14 protein-coding genes and 1 pseudogene are annotated in these 19289 nt (G+C 51.2%); 5 read left to right on the forward strand and 10 right to left on the reverse strand.

The window, feature by feature from the left end:
- Positions 1-141: 141 nt before the first annotated feature.
- Positions 142-1398, forward strand: a pseudogene (locus ACX9GV_RS02855) (polysaccharide deacetylase family protein); the annotation flags it as partial.
- 220 nt (positions 1399-1618) lie between these two features.
- Here ACX9GV_RS02855 and panD read toward each other — a convergent pair.
- From panD to thpR, 9 genes are all read right to left on the reverse strand, one after another.
- Complete coding sequence (gene panD, locus ACX9GV_RS02860; RefSeq protein ID WP_116730726.1) at positions 1619-1999, reverse strand: aspartate 1-decarboxylase; 381 nt, start codon at positions 1997-1999, stop codon at positions 1619-1621.
- A gap of 138 nt (positions 2000-2137) precedes the next feature.
- The gene (gene panC, locus ACX9GV_RS02865; protein ID WP_473196984.1) at positions 2138-2989 is read right to left on the reverse strand and encodes a pantoate--beta-alanine ligase; all 852 of its coding nucleotides are present in this window, start codon (positions 2987-2989) and stop codon (positions 2138-2140) included.
- A 62-nt stretch (positions 2990-3051) separates the two neighbouring features.
- Positions 3052-3846 (reverse strand): 3-methyl-2-oxobutanoate hydroxymethyltransferase, encoded by a 795-nt coding sequence (gene panB, locus ACX9GV_RS02870; protein ID WP_473196985.1) that lies wholly within the window; start codon positions 3844-3846, stop codon positions 3052-3054.
- A 155-nt stretch (positions 3847-4001) separates the two neighbouring features.
- Complete coding sequence (folK, locus tag ACX9GV_RS02875; RefSeq protein ID WP_473196986.1) at positions 4002-4481, reverse strand: 2-amino-4-hydroxy-6-hydroxymethyldihydropteridine diphosphokinase; 480 nt, start codon at positions 4479-4481, stop codon at positions 4002-4004.
- A complete protein-coding gene (gene pcnB / locus ACX9GV_RS02880) occupies positions 4481-6028 on the reverse strand; it encodes a polynucleotide adenylyltransferase PcnB (RefSeq protein ID WP_473197966.1) in 1548 nt (515 codons plus the stop codon). Before pcnB ends, folK begins: the two co-directional genes overlap by 1 nt.
- Positions 6029-6150: 122 nt before the next feature.
- A complete protein-coding gene (gluQRS, locus tag ACX9GV_RS02885) occupies positions 6151-7041 on the reverse strand; it encodes a tRNA glutamyl-Q(34) synthetase GluQRS (protein WP_473196987.1) in 891 nt (296 codons plus the stop codon).
- Between the two features lie 72 nt (positions 7042-7113).
- Entirely contained in the window at positions 7114-7569 is a 456-nt protein-coding gene (gene dksA, locus ACX9GV_RS02890) for an RNA polymerase-binding protein DksA (protein ID WP_023489537.1), read from the reverse strand.
- Between the two features lie 209 nt (positions 7570-7778).
- On the reverse strand, positions 7779-8486 hold the full coding sequence (gene sfsA / locus ACX9GV_RS02895; RefSeq protein ID WP_473196988.1) for a DNA/RNA nuclease SfsA: 708 nt from the start codon (positions 8484-8486) through the stop codon (positions 7779-7781).
- On the reverse strand, positions 8483-9025 hold the full coding sequence (thpR, locus tag ACX9GV_RS02900; RefSeq protein ID WP_023489535.1) for an RNA 2',3'-cyclic phosphodiesterase: 543 nt from the start codon (positions 9023-9025) through the stop codon (positions 8483-8485). The genes sfsA and thpR overlap by 4 nt, the downstream gene beginning before the upstream one ends.
- Before the next feature lie 91 nt (positions 9026-9116).
- Between thpR and hrpB the strand changes: the two genes are divergently transcribed.
- Positions 9117-11555 carry an ATP-dependent helicase HrpB gene (hrpB, locus tag ACX9GV_RS02905; RefSeq protein WP_473196989.1) on the forward strand — a complete coding sequence of 813 codons (2439 nt, stop codon included), beginning with the start codon at positions 9117-9119 and terminating at the stop codon, positions 11553-11555.
- A 150-nt stretch (positions 11556-11705) separates the two neighbouring features.
- Positions 11706-14300 carry a bifunctional glycosyl transferase/transpeptidase gene (gene mrcB, locus ACX9GV_RS02910; protein ID WP_473196990.1) on the forward strand — a complete coding sequence of 865 codons (2595 nt, stop codon included), beginning with the start codon at positions 11706-11708 and terminating at the stop codon, positions 14298-14300.
- A gap of 63 nt (positions 14301-14363) precedes the next feature.
- Here the strand turns inward: mrcB and metK are convergent, their stop codons facing one another.
- Entirely contained in the window at positions 14364-15518 is a 1155-nt protein-coding gene (gene metK, locus ACX9GV_RS02915; RefSeq protein WP_023489532.1) for a methionine adenosyltransferase, read from the reverse strand.
- Between the two features lie 456 nt (positions 15519-15974).
- Here metK and speA point away from each other — a divergent pair, with 456 nt between their 5' ends.
- Together speA and speB are read left to right on the forward strand one after the other, a co-directional pair.
- On the forward strand, positions 15975-17888 hold the full coding sequence (gene speA, locus ACX9GV_RS02920) for a biosynthetic arginine decarboxylase (protein WP_200874161.1): 1914 nt from the start codon (positions 15975-15977) through the stop codon (positions 17886-17888).
- 282 nt (positions 17889-18170) lie between these two features.
- A complete protein-coding gene (speB, locus tag ACX9GV_RS02925; protein WP_023489530.1) occupies positions 18171-19094 on the forward strand; it encodes an agmatinase in 924 nt (307 codons plus the stop codon).
- Positions 19095-19289 lie beyond the last annotated feature (195 nt).

Here is a 19289-nt window from a genome sequence, read left to right on the forward strand (position 1 = left end):
TTGTTACCTGATACCATTGTTAACTGTTTGTAACTTTAATTTATCAGGTCGCCGTATGATCAGAATAAGCACTTTCTACCTGTGATTTAAATCATGTTATGCTAGCGCACTTTTATCGGGGATTAGTAAGTAGAACAAACCATGCAGTCTCAACATAGAATAATCGCAGGATTACTCGGTATTGTTATATCGTTGCTGGTGCCAACTGCCGCGGCGGTGGTGGTGTCGCAAGACAGTACGGTCAAAACCGAGTACATGGAAGCAGAACGAGACAGCGAAATGTATTCGTTGGTGGGCGAACAGGTCATTCCAGTAGGGCAAGTGAAGCAAGGTCAACTGCTCCAGGTGTTCCGTGCAGATGCGCAATATTATGAGTTCAAATTTGGGCATGGTACCGGTTTTATTGATAAAGCCAATGTTCGCCCGATCATTAAATCACGTCAGGTGAAGGATGACTCAAAGGAACTGAGCAAACAGCCCGCGAATCCACAACATTTGATTACTCAGCGGCCAACCCAGGTTTATTCTACTCCGGATGCTCAAAGTAAAGTGTTTGCTGTACTGGAAGAGAATCTGCGTTATCCGATTATTGGTAAACTGAAAGACCGGATGCATAACACTTGGTTTGAAGTTAACATTGGCGATCGTCTGGGTTTTATCAGGGCCCAGGATAGCGAGATTGACAATGGTATCCCGGTGTTGACCTATCACCACATGTTGAAAAATGAAGAGAACAAACGTTTTCGGAATACGTCAACCACCACCTCTGATGCGGCATTTAGTAATCAGATGGCGTATCTGAAACAGGCTGGCTATGACACTATCACCTTGTATCAACTGGAAGCTTATCTGAATAATCAGATCAATCTACCTGCTAAGGTTGTGGTGCTGACCTTTGATGATGGTTTGAAATCGGTTTATCGCTATGCCTATCCAGTACTGAAGGCGAACGGTTTTCAGGCAACAACATTTGTTATCTCTTCACGTATCAAGCGCCATCCACAGCAGTGGAACGCAGATACATTGCAGTTTATGAGTATTTCTGAATTACAAGAAATTCAGGATGTTTTTGATATTCAATCGCATACCCATTTCCTGCATCGTACCGATGGCAAGCACCGGCCCATTTTGCTGAGTCGTTCGCTACATAATATTAGGGTTGACTTTGAGCGTTCAAGAAGGGCGTTGGAACAGTTTAACCCGAAAATCTATTATCTCGCTTACCCATTTGGCGGCTATAACCAGGATGCGGTCGAGGCAGCAAAAGAAGCAGGGCTGCATCTGGCGTTTTCGACGGTAAAAGGCAAAGTGAAGCCAGGGGATAATATTTATACTTTGAAACGGTTATATATCCTACGCACCGACTCTATTCCTTCGATGGCAGAGCGAGTTGCCAACACGCGGGAATCCTTATCGACACCGTTGTACCCAAGTTTATCCAGTTTGTCGTTAGATCATGGCGACGGGAAATCTCAGGAGTCAGTTGACCTAATGGATTTCTGGGGGCAGTTTGCCTCATTGATGATGCTCGGTCAGATGCAAATGTTTATTCAACCCGGGTGAGTCGGCTAGGGTATGGAAGATAAAAAACGGGCGCTTTACGCGCCCGGTTTTTTTATCAGGCAACCTGTACAGGAACGGCTTTCGCCTTGCGTTGCAGAAGGTTATCGCCCTCAAAATAGGCGACTTTCGGATGGTGCTGACGCGCATCGGCATCACTCATCTGCACATAGGAACAGATGATCAGTTTGTCACCGACACAGGCACAGCGCGCCGCCGCACCATTGACCGATATAATGCGTGAACCGCGTTCAGCAGCGATGGCATAGGTGGAAAAACGCTGACCGTTATCAACGTTGTAAATATCAATCGCTTCATATTCCAGAATCCCTGCCGCTTCCAGAAAGTCCTGATCGATGGCGCAGGAACCCTCATAATGCAAGTCAGCCTGAGTCACTTTTACCCGATGCAGTTTGCCTTGCAACATAGTACGTATCATAGCGTTACCTAACTGAATATCGGCTTTTCAGCCAACTGGATTGAAATCTGACTCTGCTTGCGGGTCACTTCAGCAATAAACAGGCTCAGTCTACTGCCAATGAAGTCACCACGGCAACCGTGTTCTATAAAGGGCTTATTACGACAGGTCGACCTGTTGATTATCGATCAAGCGCGCTTTACCCAGCCAGGCAGCCATTAATATGACTGCATGGCGGCTCTCTATACCTAATGGTTGCAGCGTGTCGGCATCACGGATAAATAATTCATCAGGGGTAAAGCCAGCAGTGCGCAGCCTTTCCGCTGCCTGCCCAAGTAATTTATCCACATGGCGCTCACCATGGCTGAGTTGCTCTGCTACGCCATGCATAATCATGCTTAGCTGCGGTGCAATTTTGCGCTCTTCGGCATTGAGGTAGCCATTGCGTGAACTGAGTGCCAACCCATCTTTGGCGCGCACTGTGGGTACACCAATAATGTCAATATCGTACCCCATGTCCTCGACCATCTTGCGGATCAGTGCCAGTTGCTGGTAATCCTTCTCGCCAAAGCAGGCCAGATGAGGTTGAACCAGATTAAACAATTTACTGACCACGGTAGCTACACCACGGAAATGCCCTGGACGGCTGGCACCTTCAAGGATGGTGGAAATACCAGGAACATCGACACTGGTTTGCTGATCCAATCCTTGTGGGTAAATTTCTGCTGGTGATGGGGCGAATATCAGATCAACATTACGGTGAGTGAGTTTTTCACTATCCTCTTGCAGTGTGCGTGGGTAGCGAGCCAAATCATCAGGGCGATCGAATTGCATCGGGTTAACGAAAATAGTCACAACCACAACATCGGCACGAGCACGAGCCTCATCAACCAACGTCATGTGGCCTTCATGCAAGTTTCCCATGGTGGGGACCAGTGCGATGCGCTTGCCTTCTTGCCGCCAGCGGCGGATTTGTTGGCGTAGCAATGGCAGAGTTTCGACAATTACCATTCCATAACTCCTGGAGTTTCAATCAATCTTTCAAACAATCATTCATTCAAGCAATGACAAAATTAGTTGAACGAGTGCTCTTCTGCAGGATAGACACCTTGTTCAACTTCCTGAATATAGCGTTGTACTGCACTGCGGATATCACCACTCTGTGCCAGAAAGTTTTTGGCAAATTTTGGAATATGGCCACTGGTGATCCCTAAGGCGTCATGCATGACCAGTATTTGACCATCGGTAGCATTACCGGCACCAATGCCAATTACCGGGATAGACAAGGCTTCTGTCACCTTCCGCGCCAGTTCGCTCGGAACGCACTCCAGTACCAGTAGTTGCATGCCAGCCTGCTCCAGGCTTTTGGCATCCTCCAACAGTTGGTTTGCTGTGGCTTCCTCGCGCCCTTGCACTTTATAACCACCGAACAGGTTGACCGATTGTGGTGTCAGCCCGAGATGACCACAAACGGGAACAGCACGTTCTGTCAGCATTTTTACGCTATCAATCAGCCAATTGCCCCCTTCCAGTTTGACCATATTAGCCCCGGCACGCATCAGTTCTGCCGCACTGTGGCAGGTTTGTTCAGGGGTAGCGTAACTCATGAAAGGAAGGTCGGCCAATAACAGGCAGGCTGGTGCGCCACGACGCACCGCACGAGTATGATAGGCGATGTCGGCGACGGTAACGGGGAGTGTGGAGTCATGCCCTTGTAGTGTCATCCCTAACGAGTCACCAACCAACATCACTTTAATGCCTTGTTGCTCGAATAATTGGGCAAAACTGGCATCGTAAGCCGTTATGGTGGCAAATTTGTGCTTTTGCTGTTTCCACTGGCGTAAGTGGCTCACGGTGGTGGGTTTCACGATCATCTCTCCAAAGAATAGCCGTACAATTTATCCCCAGCGCCATGCAGGTGGTAAGCGGGGGGCGGAATGCTGGGGTATATTGACACCACCTTAATGATACAGGGTGGTGAGGTGGCAGACGTTCCTCTAGGGTTGTTTCAGCAGGCAGGTGATTACCATAACGTCATGCCGTTTTTAGGTACAGGTTTCAGGCAGTCTGCCAGGCTTTCACCATCCGGCAACACCAGATTTGGCGCAATATCCGCTAGCGGATAGAGCACAAATTCACGCTGTTTCAGGCCATAGTGCGGTACGGTTAAGCGCTCGGTATTAATCACCTGGTCACCATATAACAGGATGTCCAGGTCCAGTGTGCGTGGCCCCCAGCGCTCATCTTTGCGGACCCGCCCTTGGTCGCGCTCTATCGCTTGAGTGTGATCAAGCAATTGTTCTGCGGATAACAGCGTATCCAGTGCCACCACCGCATTAAGAAAATCCGGCTGGTTTTGTGGCCCCAGCGGCTTGGTACGGTAGAACGGCGAGCAAAGGATGCGCTGGGTCTGCGGTAGATGATCCAATGCTGCCAGTGCGTTATTTATCTGCTCAATGGGATGCGCCAAGTTGCTCCCAAGAGCGATATAAACGCGTACCATTATACTTCCTCTTTACGTGGGGATCGGTTACGCGGGCGGCGCTGACGCGTTCTGCGTGGTGCCGGGTCTTCCCCCAACGTGCTCACCATATTTTTCTGCTGTGCCGCAGTAGCTTCCTGGAAGTCGCCCCACCATTTGACCAAGCGCAGCATCTCGGCATTGTTTTCCACTTCGGCGCGCAGAGCCAGCAAATCGTAAGCGGCGCGGAATTTGGGGTGTTCCATCAGCTTATAGGCACGTTTGCCTTGACGACGGGACAAGCGTAATTGCAATTGCCAGATATCCCGCACTAATGTGGTGATCCGCTTGGGAATCGCTAATGAACGACACTCTTCATCCAGCACATCATTCATTGCCAGTGCAAAGGCATCATAATAGGTCAGCCCACTCTCCTGAACCAGTTTCTGTGCGTGTTCCAGCAGTGGGTACCACAACATGGCAGCAAACAGGAAAGCCGGGTTGACACGCAGACCGTTTTGCAAACGGTGATCGGTATTTTTCAGTACCTGCACCAGAATGCGTTCCATTGGCGTATCCTGGTCTGGCGTGAAGTGGCGCGCAATCAGTGGGAACAGCGGCTGGAACAGCTGATATTCACACAGTTTGAGGTAGGTTTGATAACCACTCCCGGTCTGCAATAATTTCAGCGACTCTTCAAACAGACGAGCTGGCGGGATCTCGCTTAGTAATGAAGCTAGCCGAGGGATTGGCTCGGCAGTTTCTTTGCTGAGGGTCATGTCCAGTTTGGCGGCAAAGCGTACCGCACGTAGCATCCGCACCGGGTCTTCACGATAGCGGGTTTCTGGATCGCCGATCAAGCGGATCACACCTTGTTGCAGATCGTTCAGGCCACCGACGTAATCGCGCACGGTAAAATCCGCAATGCCGTAATACAGGCTATTGATGGTGAAGTCGCGGCGCTGGGCATCTTCTTCAATAGAACCAAAAATATTGTCGCGCAGCAACATGCCACTCTGCGCTTGTTGCGAAGAGTTCTTGTCTGACTCTTGATGCTGTTCGTGATGGCCACGGAAGGTGGCAACTTCGATAGTTTCTGGCCCAAACATCACATGTGCCAGCCGGAAACGGCGGCCAACCAGACGGCAATTACGGAATAATTTGCGTACCTGATCCGGGGTAGCATTGGTGGTAATGTCGAAATCTTTGGGCTTTTTGCCAAGCAATAGATCGCGTACACCACCACCGACCAGATAGGCTTCATAGCCGGATTTGTTCAGACGGTATAGCACCTTCAGGGCATTATCACTGATGTCTTTACGTGAAATCGAATGCTGATCACGCGGGATCACGGTGATTGAGCGTGCGTCTGCTGTGGTCGGCAATGGCGCACGCTTGCGCGCTGCCGGACGGCGGGCAGGGTTATGGGCGCCGCTGGTAGCAGAGCGGGGTGATTGTTTCGCCGGTTGTTCTACGGGGGCGAGTTCCTCGCGAGTTTGGGCTTGCTCGCTGTCCCGCGCATTATCGCGGTTCAATTTGTCATCGCGGATAAGCACCTTACGGCAGAAATTGGCTACTCGGGTAAAAATAGTACACCTCGATAGTGACGGATAAAAAAGTGCTAATTAAAAACAGCGGCTAATAATAGCTCACCATGGCGTCTTTGAGAATGCTGTTGTGATTTTACTCACTATATTGACGTCTGTTACCACTACAATGAATCTGGGGTGAGATGAATAGCCCGTTGGCGTGGTACATTTTCTAAGCACCAATGTTGCACAGCCCAGTTCAATAATAACGACAGGCTCAGATCTTGCCAGCTTTCTGGCTGTGGTTGCTGGAGAAACTTGAGGGCCTTAATCAGCGTCGGGCGTGGGTCACCACTGGGTAGCGCCGGTGCTTGATTTTGTTTCGACAGCTTGATCCCATGATGGCCTAATGCCAATGGCAAATGAATATAGTGCGGAACCGGGGCTTGTAACTGCTGGTATAGCGCAATTTGGCGCACGGTGGGGGCGATCAGGTCGGCACCACGAACGATTTCGGTCACCCCTTGAAAATGGTCGTCGATCACCACAGCCAGATTATAGGCAAACAGGTCATCACGGCGGCGAATGATAAAATCTTCTTCTGCCAAGGCGGGTTCAGCCTGCAATTCCCCCTGCAACCGATCGTTAAAGGTATAGATCGGGTTTGATTGTCGCAAACGGATTGCCGCACCTTGTGGGCCAAGTCGTAACTGACGGCAATGACCATCGTATAGCCCACCAAGCTGCTGGATACGCTGGCGTGTACAGGTACAGTAATAACTTGCTCCCTGTTGTTGTAAACAATCAAGGGTAGCTCGGTAGGCGTCGAGGCGTTGGGACTGATATAGCACCTGACCATCCCAGTGGAGGCCATAGTGTTCTAATGTCGTCAGGATGCGGTCAGCTGCACCAGCCACTTCCCGCGGAGGGTCGATATCTTCAATGCGTACCAGCCATTGCCCGTGTTGAGCACGAGCCTGAAGGTAGCTTCCCAGAGCGGCAATCAGCGAACCGAAATGCAGATCTCCAGAAGGCGATGGGGCAAAACGCCCCACATAGTGACTGTCTACCATAGCAGTAGGAAGCAGTGTCCTTTACTCGGTGTGGCGCGTATAGAGGCACGCGCCACAGGCGGTAATAACTGCTTAGCCAGCCATCTGCTTTTCACGGATCTCGGCCAACGTCTTGCAATCGATGCACAAATCAGCAGTCGGACGCGCTTCAAGGCGACGAATGCCAATCTCCACGCCGCAAGATTCGCAGTAGCCGAAATCATCGTCTTCTACTTTCTTCAGCGTTTTCTCGATCTTTTTGATCAGTTTACGTTCACGGTCTCGGTTACGAAGTTCAAGGCTGAACTCTTCTTCCTGAGTTGCTCGGTCTGCTGGATCAGGGAAATTAGCTGCCTCTTCCTGCATATGTGAAACCGTGCGGTTAACTTCATCCCTAAGCTGGTTACGCCATGCATCAAGAATGAGTCTGAAATGCGCCAACTGAGCGCTATTCATGTATTCTTCGCCCGGCTTCTCTTGGTACGGCTCCACCCCAGCGATGGCGAGAATGCTCAAGGACGAGGCTTTACGGGTTTGCCCTTCTTGCATATTGCTTCTCCTACATACACACGCACTATACCTTTATTACAACGATGTTCAGGTATATCGAATCCCCGAAGAGGGGAAAAACAGGCCGCTATAAATAACAGAAGGGAAGAGGGATGGCAATTATTCCTGTCGCCTACTTGACAATGCTGTGAAGGAAGGCGTAATCGACGCGGCTATCTGGTGGCAAAATTAATCACTGCCCGCACGCGCTAATCGATAAAAAACGGTAACTTATCACAGAGTGATAGACCGTCAGGTGATAATTTTGCCCCATAACAAATCACTTCCACTCCTGTCTGCTGAACTTGCTTGAGTAGTGCCGCATAATGCTTATCTATATGATGTGCCGGAGTCACCTGAGCGATACCACTGTGCAACACCGCAAAAAACAGTACCGCCCGTTGACCTTGTTCAACCACGCTTTGCAACTCACGTAGATGTTTTTGTCCTCGGAGCGTAACAGCATCTGGGAAATAACCACGATCATGTTGCAATAGTGTGACAGACTTGACTTCAATATAGCAGTTAACCCGGTTTTCTGCCTGTAATAACAAGTCGATACGGCTATTTTCCGCACCATATTTTACTTCACTGCTGATTTTACAATAACCGGATAATTCAGTGATTATATTCTGTTCAATTGCTTCACGCACCAGCGTATTGGCACGCAGCGTATTGACGCAGATCCAGTCACCTCCCTGCGTATGGGTGAGTTCCCAACTCTGGGGATATTTACGCTTGGCATTCTCTGACGTGGAGTACCAAACCGTATCACCCGGTGTCGCACAGCCGGTCATCGCCCCGGTATTGGCACAGTGCAAGGTCAAGGTTTCGCCTGTTGGCGTAATCACATCAGCCAGAAAACGTTTATAACGCTTAATCAGTTGGGCAGATTTTAGCGGTGGGGTAAAAATCATGTTTTATCCTGTTGGTTGAGTGTCCACTGCTCAAGTTCATGGTAGCGGGTACGACCTTGTTCAAACACCGATTGATAGAGCGAGAAATGACGGGCATCAAAATGCCAACCCGGTGTGCCCGGGGGAAGAACCAGCGGTTTAGTCGCCGCCCGCAGTAACGTGATATGGGGGTGAAACGGTAATGGGCTCTGATAGCAGCCACTGCGGGCCGCCTGCGAGCGGAGTAAGGCCGCCAACTGCAACAGGGCGCGTGGTGCCTGCTTGGTGCCAAGCCAGACGATACCCGGGCGCGGCCAGTGACCGAGGTCATCAAGGCAGAGCTGAAAGCCAGCTTGTACTATGCGCCCGGCCAGCGCTTTTAATGCTCGCTCTTTCTGCTCACTAAGCTCGCCCAGAAATGCCAGGGTCAGATGTAGGTTGGCAGCAGCAACCGGGCGGCCATCTTCGGGAGCGAAGGCAGTGGCACGCCAGCGTATCACCTGTTGTTGCAGGGCATCAGGTAACGGAAGTGCAAAGAACAAGCGGCGTGAACTGGACATGTAACCCCGGTAAGTGAATTAAACGCTGAGGGTAATGCTACAATGGGTGTCATTCATTAACTACCCCACGAACCACTCCACGGAGAATTTAGTGTCCTTATTGCCCGTCAGTGCGGTTGTTGAGCAACTGCTTGCCTCACTGCAATCCGCCCCTCAGGTCTTGCTGCATGCGCCGACCGGTGCCGGTAAATCTACTTGGTTGCCACTACAAATACTGGCAAAAGCTCAGTTGCCAGGGCGTATTATCATGCTTGAGCCGCGGCGGTTGGCGGCCAGAAACGTGGCCTATCGCCTGGCACAGCAATTGGGGGAAGAGCCGGGCCAAACCGTCGGTTACCGTATGCGGGCTGAAAGCAAAATCGGCCCTCAGACTCGTCTGGAAGTGGTGACTGAAGGAATACTGACCCGCATGTTGCAGCAGGATGTTGAACTGCAGGGGGTTTCCTTGGTCATTCTGGATGAATTCCACGAACGCAGCTTGCAAGCGGATTTGGCCTTGGCCTTATTGCTTGATGTGCAACAGGGGCTGCGTGACGATTTGAAGTTACTGATTATGTCAGCGACGCTGGATAATGTGCGTTTGTCGCAATTACTGCCGGCAGCACCGGTGGTGGTTTCAGAAGGGCGTAGTTATCCTGTTGAGCGCCACTATCAACCACTGGCTAGCCATCAGCGGTTTGAGGAGGGGGTGGCATCGGTGGTGAAGCGCTTACTGTCTGAGCAGCAGGGTTCATTGCTGCTTTTCTTACCTGGCGTGGCGGAAATCAGTCGGGTACTGGAACGATTGACAGGGGATGTGGCCACTGACATTGATCTCTGCCCGCTATACGGCGCATTGCCCTTGATGCAGCAACAAAAAGCGATTCAGCCCGCAGCGAAGGGACGCCGCAAAGTGGTGCTGGCCACCAATATCGCGGAAACCAGCTTGACCATTGAAGGGATTCGTCTGGTGGTTGATGCGGGCCTGGAGCGCGTAGCCCACTATGACCTGCGTAGTGGACTGACTCGTTTGGTCACCCAGCGCATCAGCCAGGCTTCCATGTTACAGCGTGCCGGGCGTGCTGGGCGTCTGGAGCCTGGTATCTGCTGGCATCTGTTTACCCGGGAGCAGGCGGAACGTGCGGCGGAGCACGCAACAGCGGAAATCCTGCAAAGTGATCTCGCCAGCTTATGGCTTGAATTATTGCAATGGGGGTGTGTGGATGTCGAACAACTGACCTGGCTTGATCAGCCTCCTCAAGGGGCATTGATGGCAGCCAGCCAGTTGTTACACACCTTATCGGCCATCGACAGTGGGGGCAAGCTCACGGCTCAAGGTCGCAAGATGGCGGGATTGGGTTGCGAACCCCGGTTAGCGGCCATGCTCTGCGCCGGCGCAGAGATGGGGCCTGATGGATTAGCGACAGCAGCGATGTTAGCGGCTCTGCTTGAAGAACCGCCGCGCGGTGGGCAGATCGATATTGGCTATTGGTTGAGTTGCCCCCAATCACATTGGCAACGCCGGGCGACTCAACTAAGTAAGCGCTTACTTCAAAAAACAGGGCAGGTGGATACTGAGCTTGCCCCTTTTTTGCTGGCAACGGCTTTTGCCGACCGTCTAGCGCAGCAGCGTGGGCACGATGGGCGTTATTTGCTGGCGAATGGTTTAGGGGCCGCTATGGATCAGCATGACGCACTATCCAGGTACCCTTGGCTGATCATTCCTTCCCTGTTGCAAGGGCACAACAACCCGGATGCTCGTATCCTGTTGGCGTTACCGATCGAGATTGACAGCCTGGTGACTCAACGGCCACAGCTGGTCAGCAGCCAGACTGCTGTTGAATGGGACGAAGATAAAGGCACTCTGCGCGCATGGCGGCGGCAACAGATAGGCCGCTTAATCTTGCGGGCTCAACCGCTGGCCAAACCGGCAGATGAAGAGTTGCAACAGGCACTGATAAACTGGATACGCACGCAGGGGGTGGGTGTACTCAGTTGGGACAGCGCCGCAGAGCAGTTACGTTTACGTTTACACTGCGCTCAGCGCTGGCTGCCTGAGGCTGCGTGGCCTGCGGTAGATGATGAGTCGCTGTTGGCGACATTGGAAAGTTGGTTATTACCGTCATTGGGGGGCGTGCGCGATCTTCGTGGACTCAAGCAGGTAAATATGGCTGAAGCCCTGGGGCGTCTATTGAACTGGCAACAAAAACAGCGGCTGGATAATGCGTTACCGACTCATTACACTGTAGCCACCGGCAGCCGCTTACCGATTCGCTATGACAGCGATAATCTGCCAGTGCTGGCGGTGCGTTTACAAGAGATGTTTGGTGAACAACGTAGCCCAATGTTGGCCGAGGGGCGTATAGCGGTGGTGCTCGAGCTCCTTTCACCCGCACACAGACCATTGCAAATTACCAGCGATCTGGCTGCTTTCTGGCAGGGGGCGTACCCAGAGGTACAAAAAGAGATGAAAGGGCGCTATCCCAAACATGTATGGCCGGATGACCCAGCCAATAGTCCCCCGACCCGACGTACCAAAAAATATCAATAACGGTACCGCTAGTTTAGGGGGATGGGTTTTCTGCACCTTTGAAGGGTGATGGGTATAATTCAGAAGTTTCTTCTGTTCTGTAGCCTGCTACAGGACTAGATTAAGCGATAAATAATGGCCATCAGGGCCACAATATGGAGAGCAACAGTAATGGCTGGGGATGACCGCAAGCCGATTGGGCGCCAAGGGAGACAAGCTAAACGTCAGGCGCCACGTAGACCGATGCGCCGTCGTCGTGATGATGATTATGACGATTATGATGAATACGAAGAAAACGAGTATCAGGATGAGTATGACGACGACGAGGATGGCTATGATGAGGAATATGAGGAAAAACGCATGTCGCGCAAGGTAAAAGCGCGCCCATCACGTAAAAAACGCCGTTGGCTGGGTTTACTGATCAAGCTGTTCCTGGTGGTTGCCGCATTGTTGGCGGTTTATGGCGTTTATCTCGATTCGCAGATCCGCAGTCGTATTGATGGCAAAGTCTGGGAGTTGCCAGCGGCGGTGTATGGCCGAATGGTTAACCTGGAACCTGGAATGCCATACAGTAAACAGCAGATGGTTAATCTGCTGGAAGGGATGCAATACCGTCAGGTTAGTCGCATGACGCGCCCAGGGGAATTTACGGTGGAGGGCAACAGTATTGAACTGCAGCGCCGTCCATTTGATTTCCCGGATGGCAAAGAGGGGCAGATCCACGCTCGGCTCGATTTCCAGAACAACGGTTTGGCAAAAATCGTTAATATGGATAATCAGCGTAACTTTGGTTTTTTCCGTCTTGATCCGCGTTTGATAACCATGATGCAGTCACCCAATGGTGAACAGCGCCTGTTTGTACCGCGTAGTGGCTTCCCGGATTTGCTGGTGGATACGTTGATCGCCACCGAAGACCGTCAGTTCTATGAGCATGAAGGTATCAGTCTTTATTCTATTGGCCGTGCAGTATTCGTTAACCTGTCCGCCGGTCATGCGGTGCAAGGCGGTAGTACTCTGACGCAACAATTGGTGAAGAACCTGTTCTTGAGCAGTGAGCGTTCACTTTCGCGCAAGCTCAATGAAGCTTATATGGCGTTGCTGCTGGATTATCGTTACAGCAAAGACCGTATTCTGGAGTTGTACCTTAACGAGGTCTACCTGGGGCAGAGTGGTGGTGATGAGATCCGCGGTTTTCCACTGGCGAGCCTGTATTACTTTGGTCGTCCGGTTAATGAGTTGAGTCTTGATCAACAGGCCTTGCTGGTGGGCATGGTCAAAGGCGCCTCGTTGTATAACCCATGGCGTAACCCGCAGTTAGCGTTGGAACGCCGTAATGTGGTGCTTAAGCTGTTGCAGGGGCAGGGGATGATTGACGCTGAGCTCTATAACATGCTGAGTAGTCGTCCGTTGGGGGTGCAGCCGAAAGGGGGCGTGATTTCACCGCAGCCCGCTTTTATGCAACTGGTGCGTCAGGAGTTGCAGAATAAGCTGGGTGACAAGATTAATGATCTTTCAGGGGTGAAGATCTTCACCACACTGGACCCGGTTTCGCAAGATGCGACGGAGAAAGCGGTTGAGGAAGGGGTCCCGGCGCTGCGTGCAGCTCGTCATGTTGATGATCTGGAAGCTGCCATGGTGGTGGTGGATCGTTTCACCGGCGAAGTTCGTGCCATGGTAGGGGGAGCTAATTCTCAGTTTGCTGGTTTCAACCGGGCAACTCAGGCGCGGCGTCTGGTGGGGTCACTGGCCAAGCCACCGACTTACCTGGCGGCGTTGTCGCAGCCCGATAAGTACCGCCTGAATACCTGGCTGGCGGATCAGCCGCTGTCGATAAAGTTGCCAAATGGTACCTCGTGGCAACCGAACAACTATGATCGCCAGTTCCGTGGCCGGGTGATGTTGGTTGATGCCTTGGCCAACTCCCTCAACGTGCCAACGGTCAATCTCGGGATGTCGTTGGGGCTGGATCAGATCAGCGCGACGCTACAACGCTTGGGTATCCCTAAAACCGCCATTTCTCCGGTACCTTCTATGTTGCTGGGGGCCATTGGTCTGACTCCGATGGAAGTGGCACAGGAATACCAGACTATCGCCAGCGGGGGGAACCGTGCCCCGCTGTCTGCAGTACGTTCAGTGATTGCAGAGGATGGCACCGTGTTGTATCAGAGCTTGCCACAGGCAGAGCGTATGGTCCCGGCTCAAGCGGCTTATCTGACATTGTACGCGATGCAACAGGGGGTAGTCCGTGGTACTTCGCGTTCACTGTCTGGTAAATATGGCAACTACAATTTGGCGGCCAAAACCGGTACCACCAACGATTTGCGCGATAGTTGGTTTGCAGGTATTGATGGCAAGGAAGTGGCGATAGCCTGGGTTGGGCGTGATAATAATGGCCCAGCTAAATTAACCGGTGCTAATGGTGCTCTGACACTGTACCGTCGCTATCTGGAGAATCAGACGCCGTTGGCGTTGACGTTGCAACAGCCAGAAGGAATTAGCCAGATGGCCATCGATTCTGACGGTAATTTCATTTGTGGTGGTAATGGCTCGCGTACCCTCCCCGTGTGGACGGAAAACCCACAGGGATTATGCCAGGGGAGTCAGGCGGTGGTACAACAGGCTCAACAGCCATCGCAGCAAACTCAGCCACAGCAGCAGCAACAGCAACAACAGCAACAGCCACCACAATCTCAGCAGCCAAAACTGGATGAGCAGAAAGATGCCGATGGTGTTCCTGGGTGGATCAAGGATATGTTTGGTCAATAAAATATATCCAGTAACAAAAACGGCGAGCCAGTGGCTCGCCGTTTTTACTACCCTCATATGGGCTTATTTCAAGCCAGCAGCTTCACGCAACAAAGGGGCTTTATCAGTGGCTTCCCAAGGGAAGTGTTCACGACCAAAGTGGCCATAAGCGGCGGTTTGGCGATAGATCGGTTTTAACAAATCCATCATCTGGATCAGCCCATAAGGACGCAGATCGAAAAATTCGCGCACCAGCACGGTCAACCGCTCAGTTGAAATTTTCTCAGTCCCGAAGGTTTCCACCATGATAGAGGTTGGCTCAGCCACACCGATAGCATAAGAAACCTGGATTTCACAACGCTCAGCCAACCCGGCGGCCACGATATTTTTCGCGACATAACGGGCAGCATAGGCAGCGGAACGGTCAACTTTGGAAGGATCCTTGCCGGAAAATGCCCCACCACCATGACGTGCCATACCACCGTAGGTATCAACAATGATTTTGCGCCCGGTCAGGCCGCAATCACCCATTGGGCCACCAATAACGAAACGGCCTGTCGGGTTGATGTGGTATTTGGTATCAGCACTCAGCCATTCAGCGGGCAGCACGGGCTTGATGATCTCTTCCATCACTGCTTCTTGCAGCGCTTTTAGCGTGACCTCTTCACAATGTTGTGTAGAGAGTACCACGGTATCGATACCCACGATTTTACCGTCGTCATACTGGAAGGTGACTTGGCTTTTAGCATCTGGACGCAGCCATGGCAGAGTGCCATTTTTACGCACTTCAGACTGGCGTTGAACCAGGCGGTGTGCGTAAGTGATTGGAGCCGGCATTAACACGTCGGTTTCGTTGCTGGCATAACCAAACATCAACCCCTGGTCGCCAGCCCCTTGCTCCAATGGGTCACTACGATCTACACCCTGGTTGATATCTGGGGATTGTTTACCGATGGCGCTTAAAACCGCGCAGGAGTTGGCGTCGAAGCCCATATCAGAATGAACATAGCCAATCTCACGCACGGTTTGACGGGTGATTTCTTCAATATCAACCCAGGCGCTGGTAGTAATTTCGCCGCCAACGAGCACCATACCGGTTTTTACGTAGGTCTCACAGGCTACGCGCGCTTTAGGATCTTGTTCTAGAATGGCGTCAAGAACGGCATCGGAGATCTGATCGGCAATTTTGTCTGGATGTCCTTCAGAGACAGATTCAGACGTGAAAAGGTGTTTAGCCATGGTGATTCTTTACCTTGCACAAAACGGGTTAAAAATAACTGCACAGCGTTGGCGATCCGAACAGCAAAGCATCAGGGCTCTGGTGGTGATAAATTGATCCTGCAACGCCTCTCAGGCAAAGCTGTCAAGCAGTAGAAAAGTATAGATGGATTAACATCTGGACGTCTATTTTAAGTCAGGAGCTGAGAAGATTGCCAGCAATTTCTGATTTTTTGTGCTCGCGATCGCCCGTCTTTACGCCATTTTCATCGCTTGAAACAGTTTCTGGCAAATTTTCATTTTGCATTTTCCTTGAGTGTCCGGTAAAAACAGCGCCAGAATGCTTTTAGTGCATTACGCAGGGTGTGAATTTGTCGTTGATTCAAGTTGCAGTTAATACGCCTGCAACTTGGGTGAACTTGGGTATATGCTGAATAGATGTCCGCCATTAACGGGTGAAATTTATTTTTATGCTCCATGCAGGAGGTTGCCATGAATGATCAGGTTGCCAGCAAGATGCTGCGCACTTATAACGTCGCCTACTGGGGCAACAATTATTATGACGTTAATGAACTGGGACATATCAGCGTCTGCCCGGATCCAGACGTCCCACAGGCGCGTATTGATCTCGCTGAATTGGTCAAAGAACATCAGGCAGAGGGGGGGCGTTTACCTGCTCTGTTCTGTTTTCCTCAGATCTTGCAGCATCGTTTGCGATCAATTAATGCCGCTTTCAAACGTGCGCGTGAATCTTTTGGTTATCAAGGTGATTACCTCCTGGTTTACCCGATCAAAGTTAACCAGCATCGTCGGGTGATTGAGTCGCTGGTCAATTCGGGGGAGCCATTAGGGTTGGAAGCGGGTTCCAAGGCAGAGTTGATGGCCGTATTGGCACATGCCGGTATGACTCGTTCGGTGATCGTCTGTAACGGTTATAAAGATCGCGAGTATATCCGTTTGGCACTGATTGGCGAAAAGCTAGGCCACAAAGTCTATCTGGTGATCGAGAAGATGTCGGAAATTCGCCTGGTACTGGAAGAAGCCGAACGCCTGAATGTGATACCTCGTTTGGGGGTTCGTGCTCGTCTGGCTTCCCAAGGCTCAGGTAAATGGCAAGCCAGTGGCGGGGAAAAATCCAAGTTCGGCCTGGCCGCTATTCAGGTGCTGAAATTGGTGGAAACCTTGCGTAATGTGGGTCGCCTGGATAGCCTGCAATTACTGCATTTTCACCTGGGTTCTCAGTTGGCCAATATTCGCGATATTGCCACCGGAGTCCGTGAGTCTGCGCGTTTTTATGTCGAATTACATAAGCTCGGCGTTAATATTCAATGTTTCGATGTGGGCGGTGGCCTGGGTGTAGATTACGAAGGGACCCGTTCGCAATCCGATTGCTCGGTTAACTACGGTCTGAACGAATACGCCAACAATGTGATCTGGGGCATTGGGGATGCTTGCAATGAGTATGATTTGCCGCATCCAACGGTGATCACTGAGTCGGGCAGAGCAGTAACCGCTCACCATACTGTGCTGGTCTCTAATGTCATTGGGGTTGAGCGTAACGAATTCTGTGAGCCTGTTCCCCCACCGGAAGATTCGCCGCGCGCACTGGAGAGTATGTGGGAAACCTGGCAGGAGATGAATGAACCGGAAAATCGGCGTTCACTGCGTGAATGGTTACACGATAGCCAGATGGATCTGCACGATGTGCATACCCAATATACTCACGGGATGCTGGACCTGACCCAACGAGCCTATGCCGAGCAGTTGTATCTGAATATCTGCAATAAAATTCAGCAGCAGCTTGACCCAAGTAATCGAGCTCACCGCCCGGTTATTGATGAGTTGCAAGAGCGGATGGCAGACAAGTTATACGTTAACTTCTCGTTATTTCAGTCAATGCCGGATGCTTGGGGTATTGATCAACTGTTCCCGGTATTGCCGCTCGAGGGGTTGGACAAACCACCGGAAGGTCGGGTGGTGTTGCTGGATATTACCTGCGATTCTGACGGTACCATTGACCACTATATTGATGGTGATGGTGTGGCAACTACTATGCCGATGCCCCCTTACGACCCGGAAAATTTACCGGCGCTGGGGTTCTTTATGGTGGGGGCATACCAGGAAATTCTGGGGAATATGCATAACCTGTTTGGTGATACTTCCGCAGTGGATGTGTTTGTGTTCCCTGATGGTAGCGCGGAAACCGAGTTATCTGATGAGGGGGATACCGTTGCCGATATGCTGGAATATGTGCAGCTCGATCCCACAGCGTTGCTGGCGAAATTCCGCGACCAGGTGAAAAAAACCGATCTGGATAGTGAACTGCAGGCCCAGTTTGTGGAGGAGTTTGAAGCTGGGTTGTATGGCTATACCTATCTCGAAGATGAGTAAATCTATTTGATTGATTGGTTGATTGTCGAGTGAGGATTGACAGTTTCAGGGCGACTAGCTAGCCCTGAAACTGTTGCTAAAGTGAAGGTTCTGACCATGGGGTCATTAGGTGCCATGAGTCGGCCTTGGGTGTGAGAGGTGGTATTTCACGCCTAACATCAATTGGCTAAATCTGTTCGATTAGATTTAAATTTAACGATGTATGACCAACGGATTTAATCGTATTTTTGCTATCGCCCAAGCGATTGGCTACGGGCAATTCGTTTAAATAAGAGGTTAAATATGAGTACCTTAGGCCATCACCCTGATAATTCTTTAGTCTCCAATGCCTTTGGTTTTCTGCGCTTTCCACTGAATTTCATGCCCTACGACAGTGATGCTGAGTGGGTTATCACCGGCATTCCATTTGATATGGCCACCTCTGGGCGTGCCGGTGGTCGTCATGGCCCGGCTGCTATTCGTCAGGTGTCTACCAACTTGGCATGGGAAGGGGCTCGCTGGCCATGGCGTTTTGAACTGCGTGATCACTTGAACGTCATCGATTGTGGTGACATCGTGTTCAATTTCGGTGATGCGCAAGATATGAGTGACAAACTGCAGGCACACGCAGAAAAGTTGTTGCAAGCGGGTAAACGCATGCTCTCTTTTGGTGGTGACCATTTCGTCACCCTGCCATTGCTGCGCGCCCATGCCAAACATTTTGGCAAAATGGCACTGGTACATTTTGATGCGCATACCGATACCTATGCCAATGGCAGCAAATTCGATCATGGCACCATGTTTTTCCATGCGCCAAATGAAGGGCTGATCGACCCTCATCATTCAGTGCAGATTGGTATCCGTACCGAGTTCGATCATGACAACGGCTTTACTGTTCTGGATGCTGCGCAAGTGAATGACCGCAGTGTGGATGATCTTCTGGCCCAGATCAGAGAGATCGTGGGTGATATGCCCGTGTACCTGACGTTTGATATTGACTGCCTGGATCCGGCTTTTGCACCGGGTACCGGAACACCGGTGATTGGTGGCCTGACGTCTGATCGTGCTCTGAAACTGGTACGTGGTATGCAGTCGTTGAATATTGTCGGCATGGATGTGGTGGAAGTGGCTCCGGCTTATGATCAGTCAGAGATCACCGCATTGGCGGCGGCAACGCTAGGCCTGGAAATGCTCTATTTGCAAGCGGCCAAAAAGCTGGAGGGATAACTCCACTGCATTAGTGGCTTGATGGCCAGGCTGTTAGGCTGCTACGGGGCTGGTTGAGACTACCAGCCCCTTTTTTATCCCCGTTATTATTAAAACTGTCGCGCTATTCCCCTCGTTATTGACTGCGTTATTTGTCACTAAAGCAATTGTTGTGTTGCTTTATAACTGTACATTTTTTGTGATCATCACCTCAAA

It is taken from the genome of Serratia sp. 25CWL12 (genome assembly GCF_055790885.1).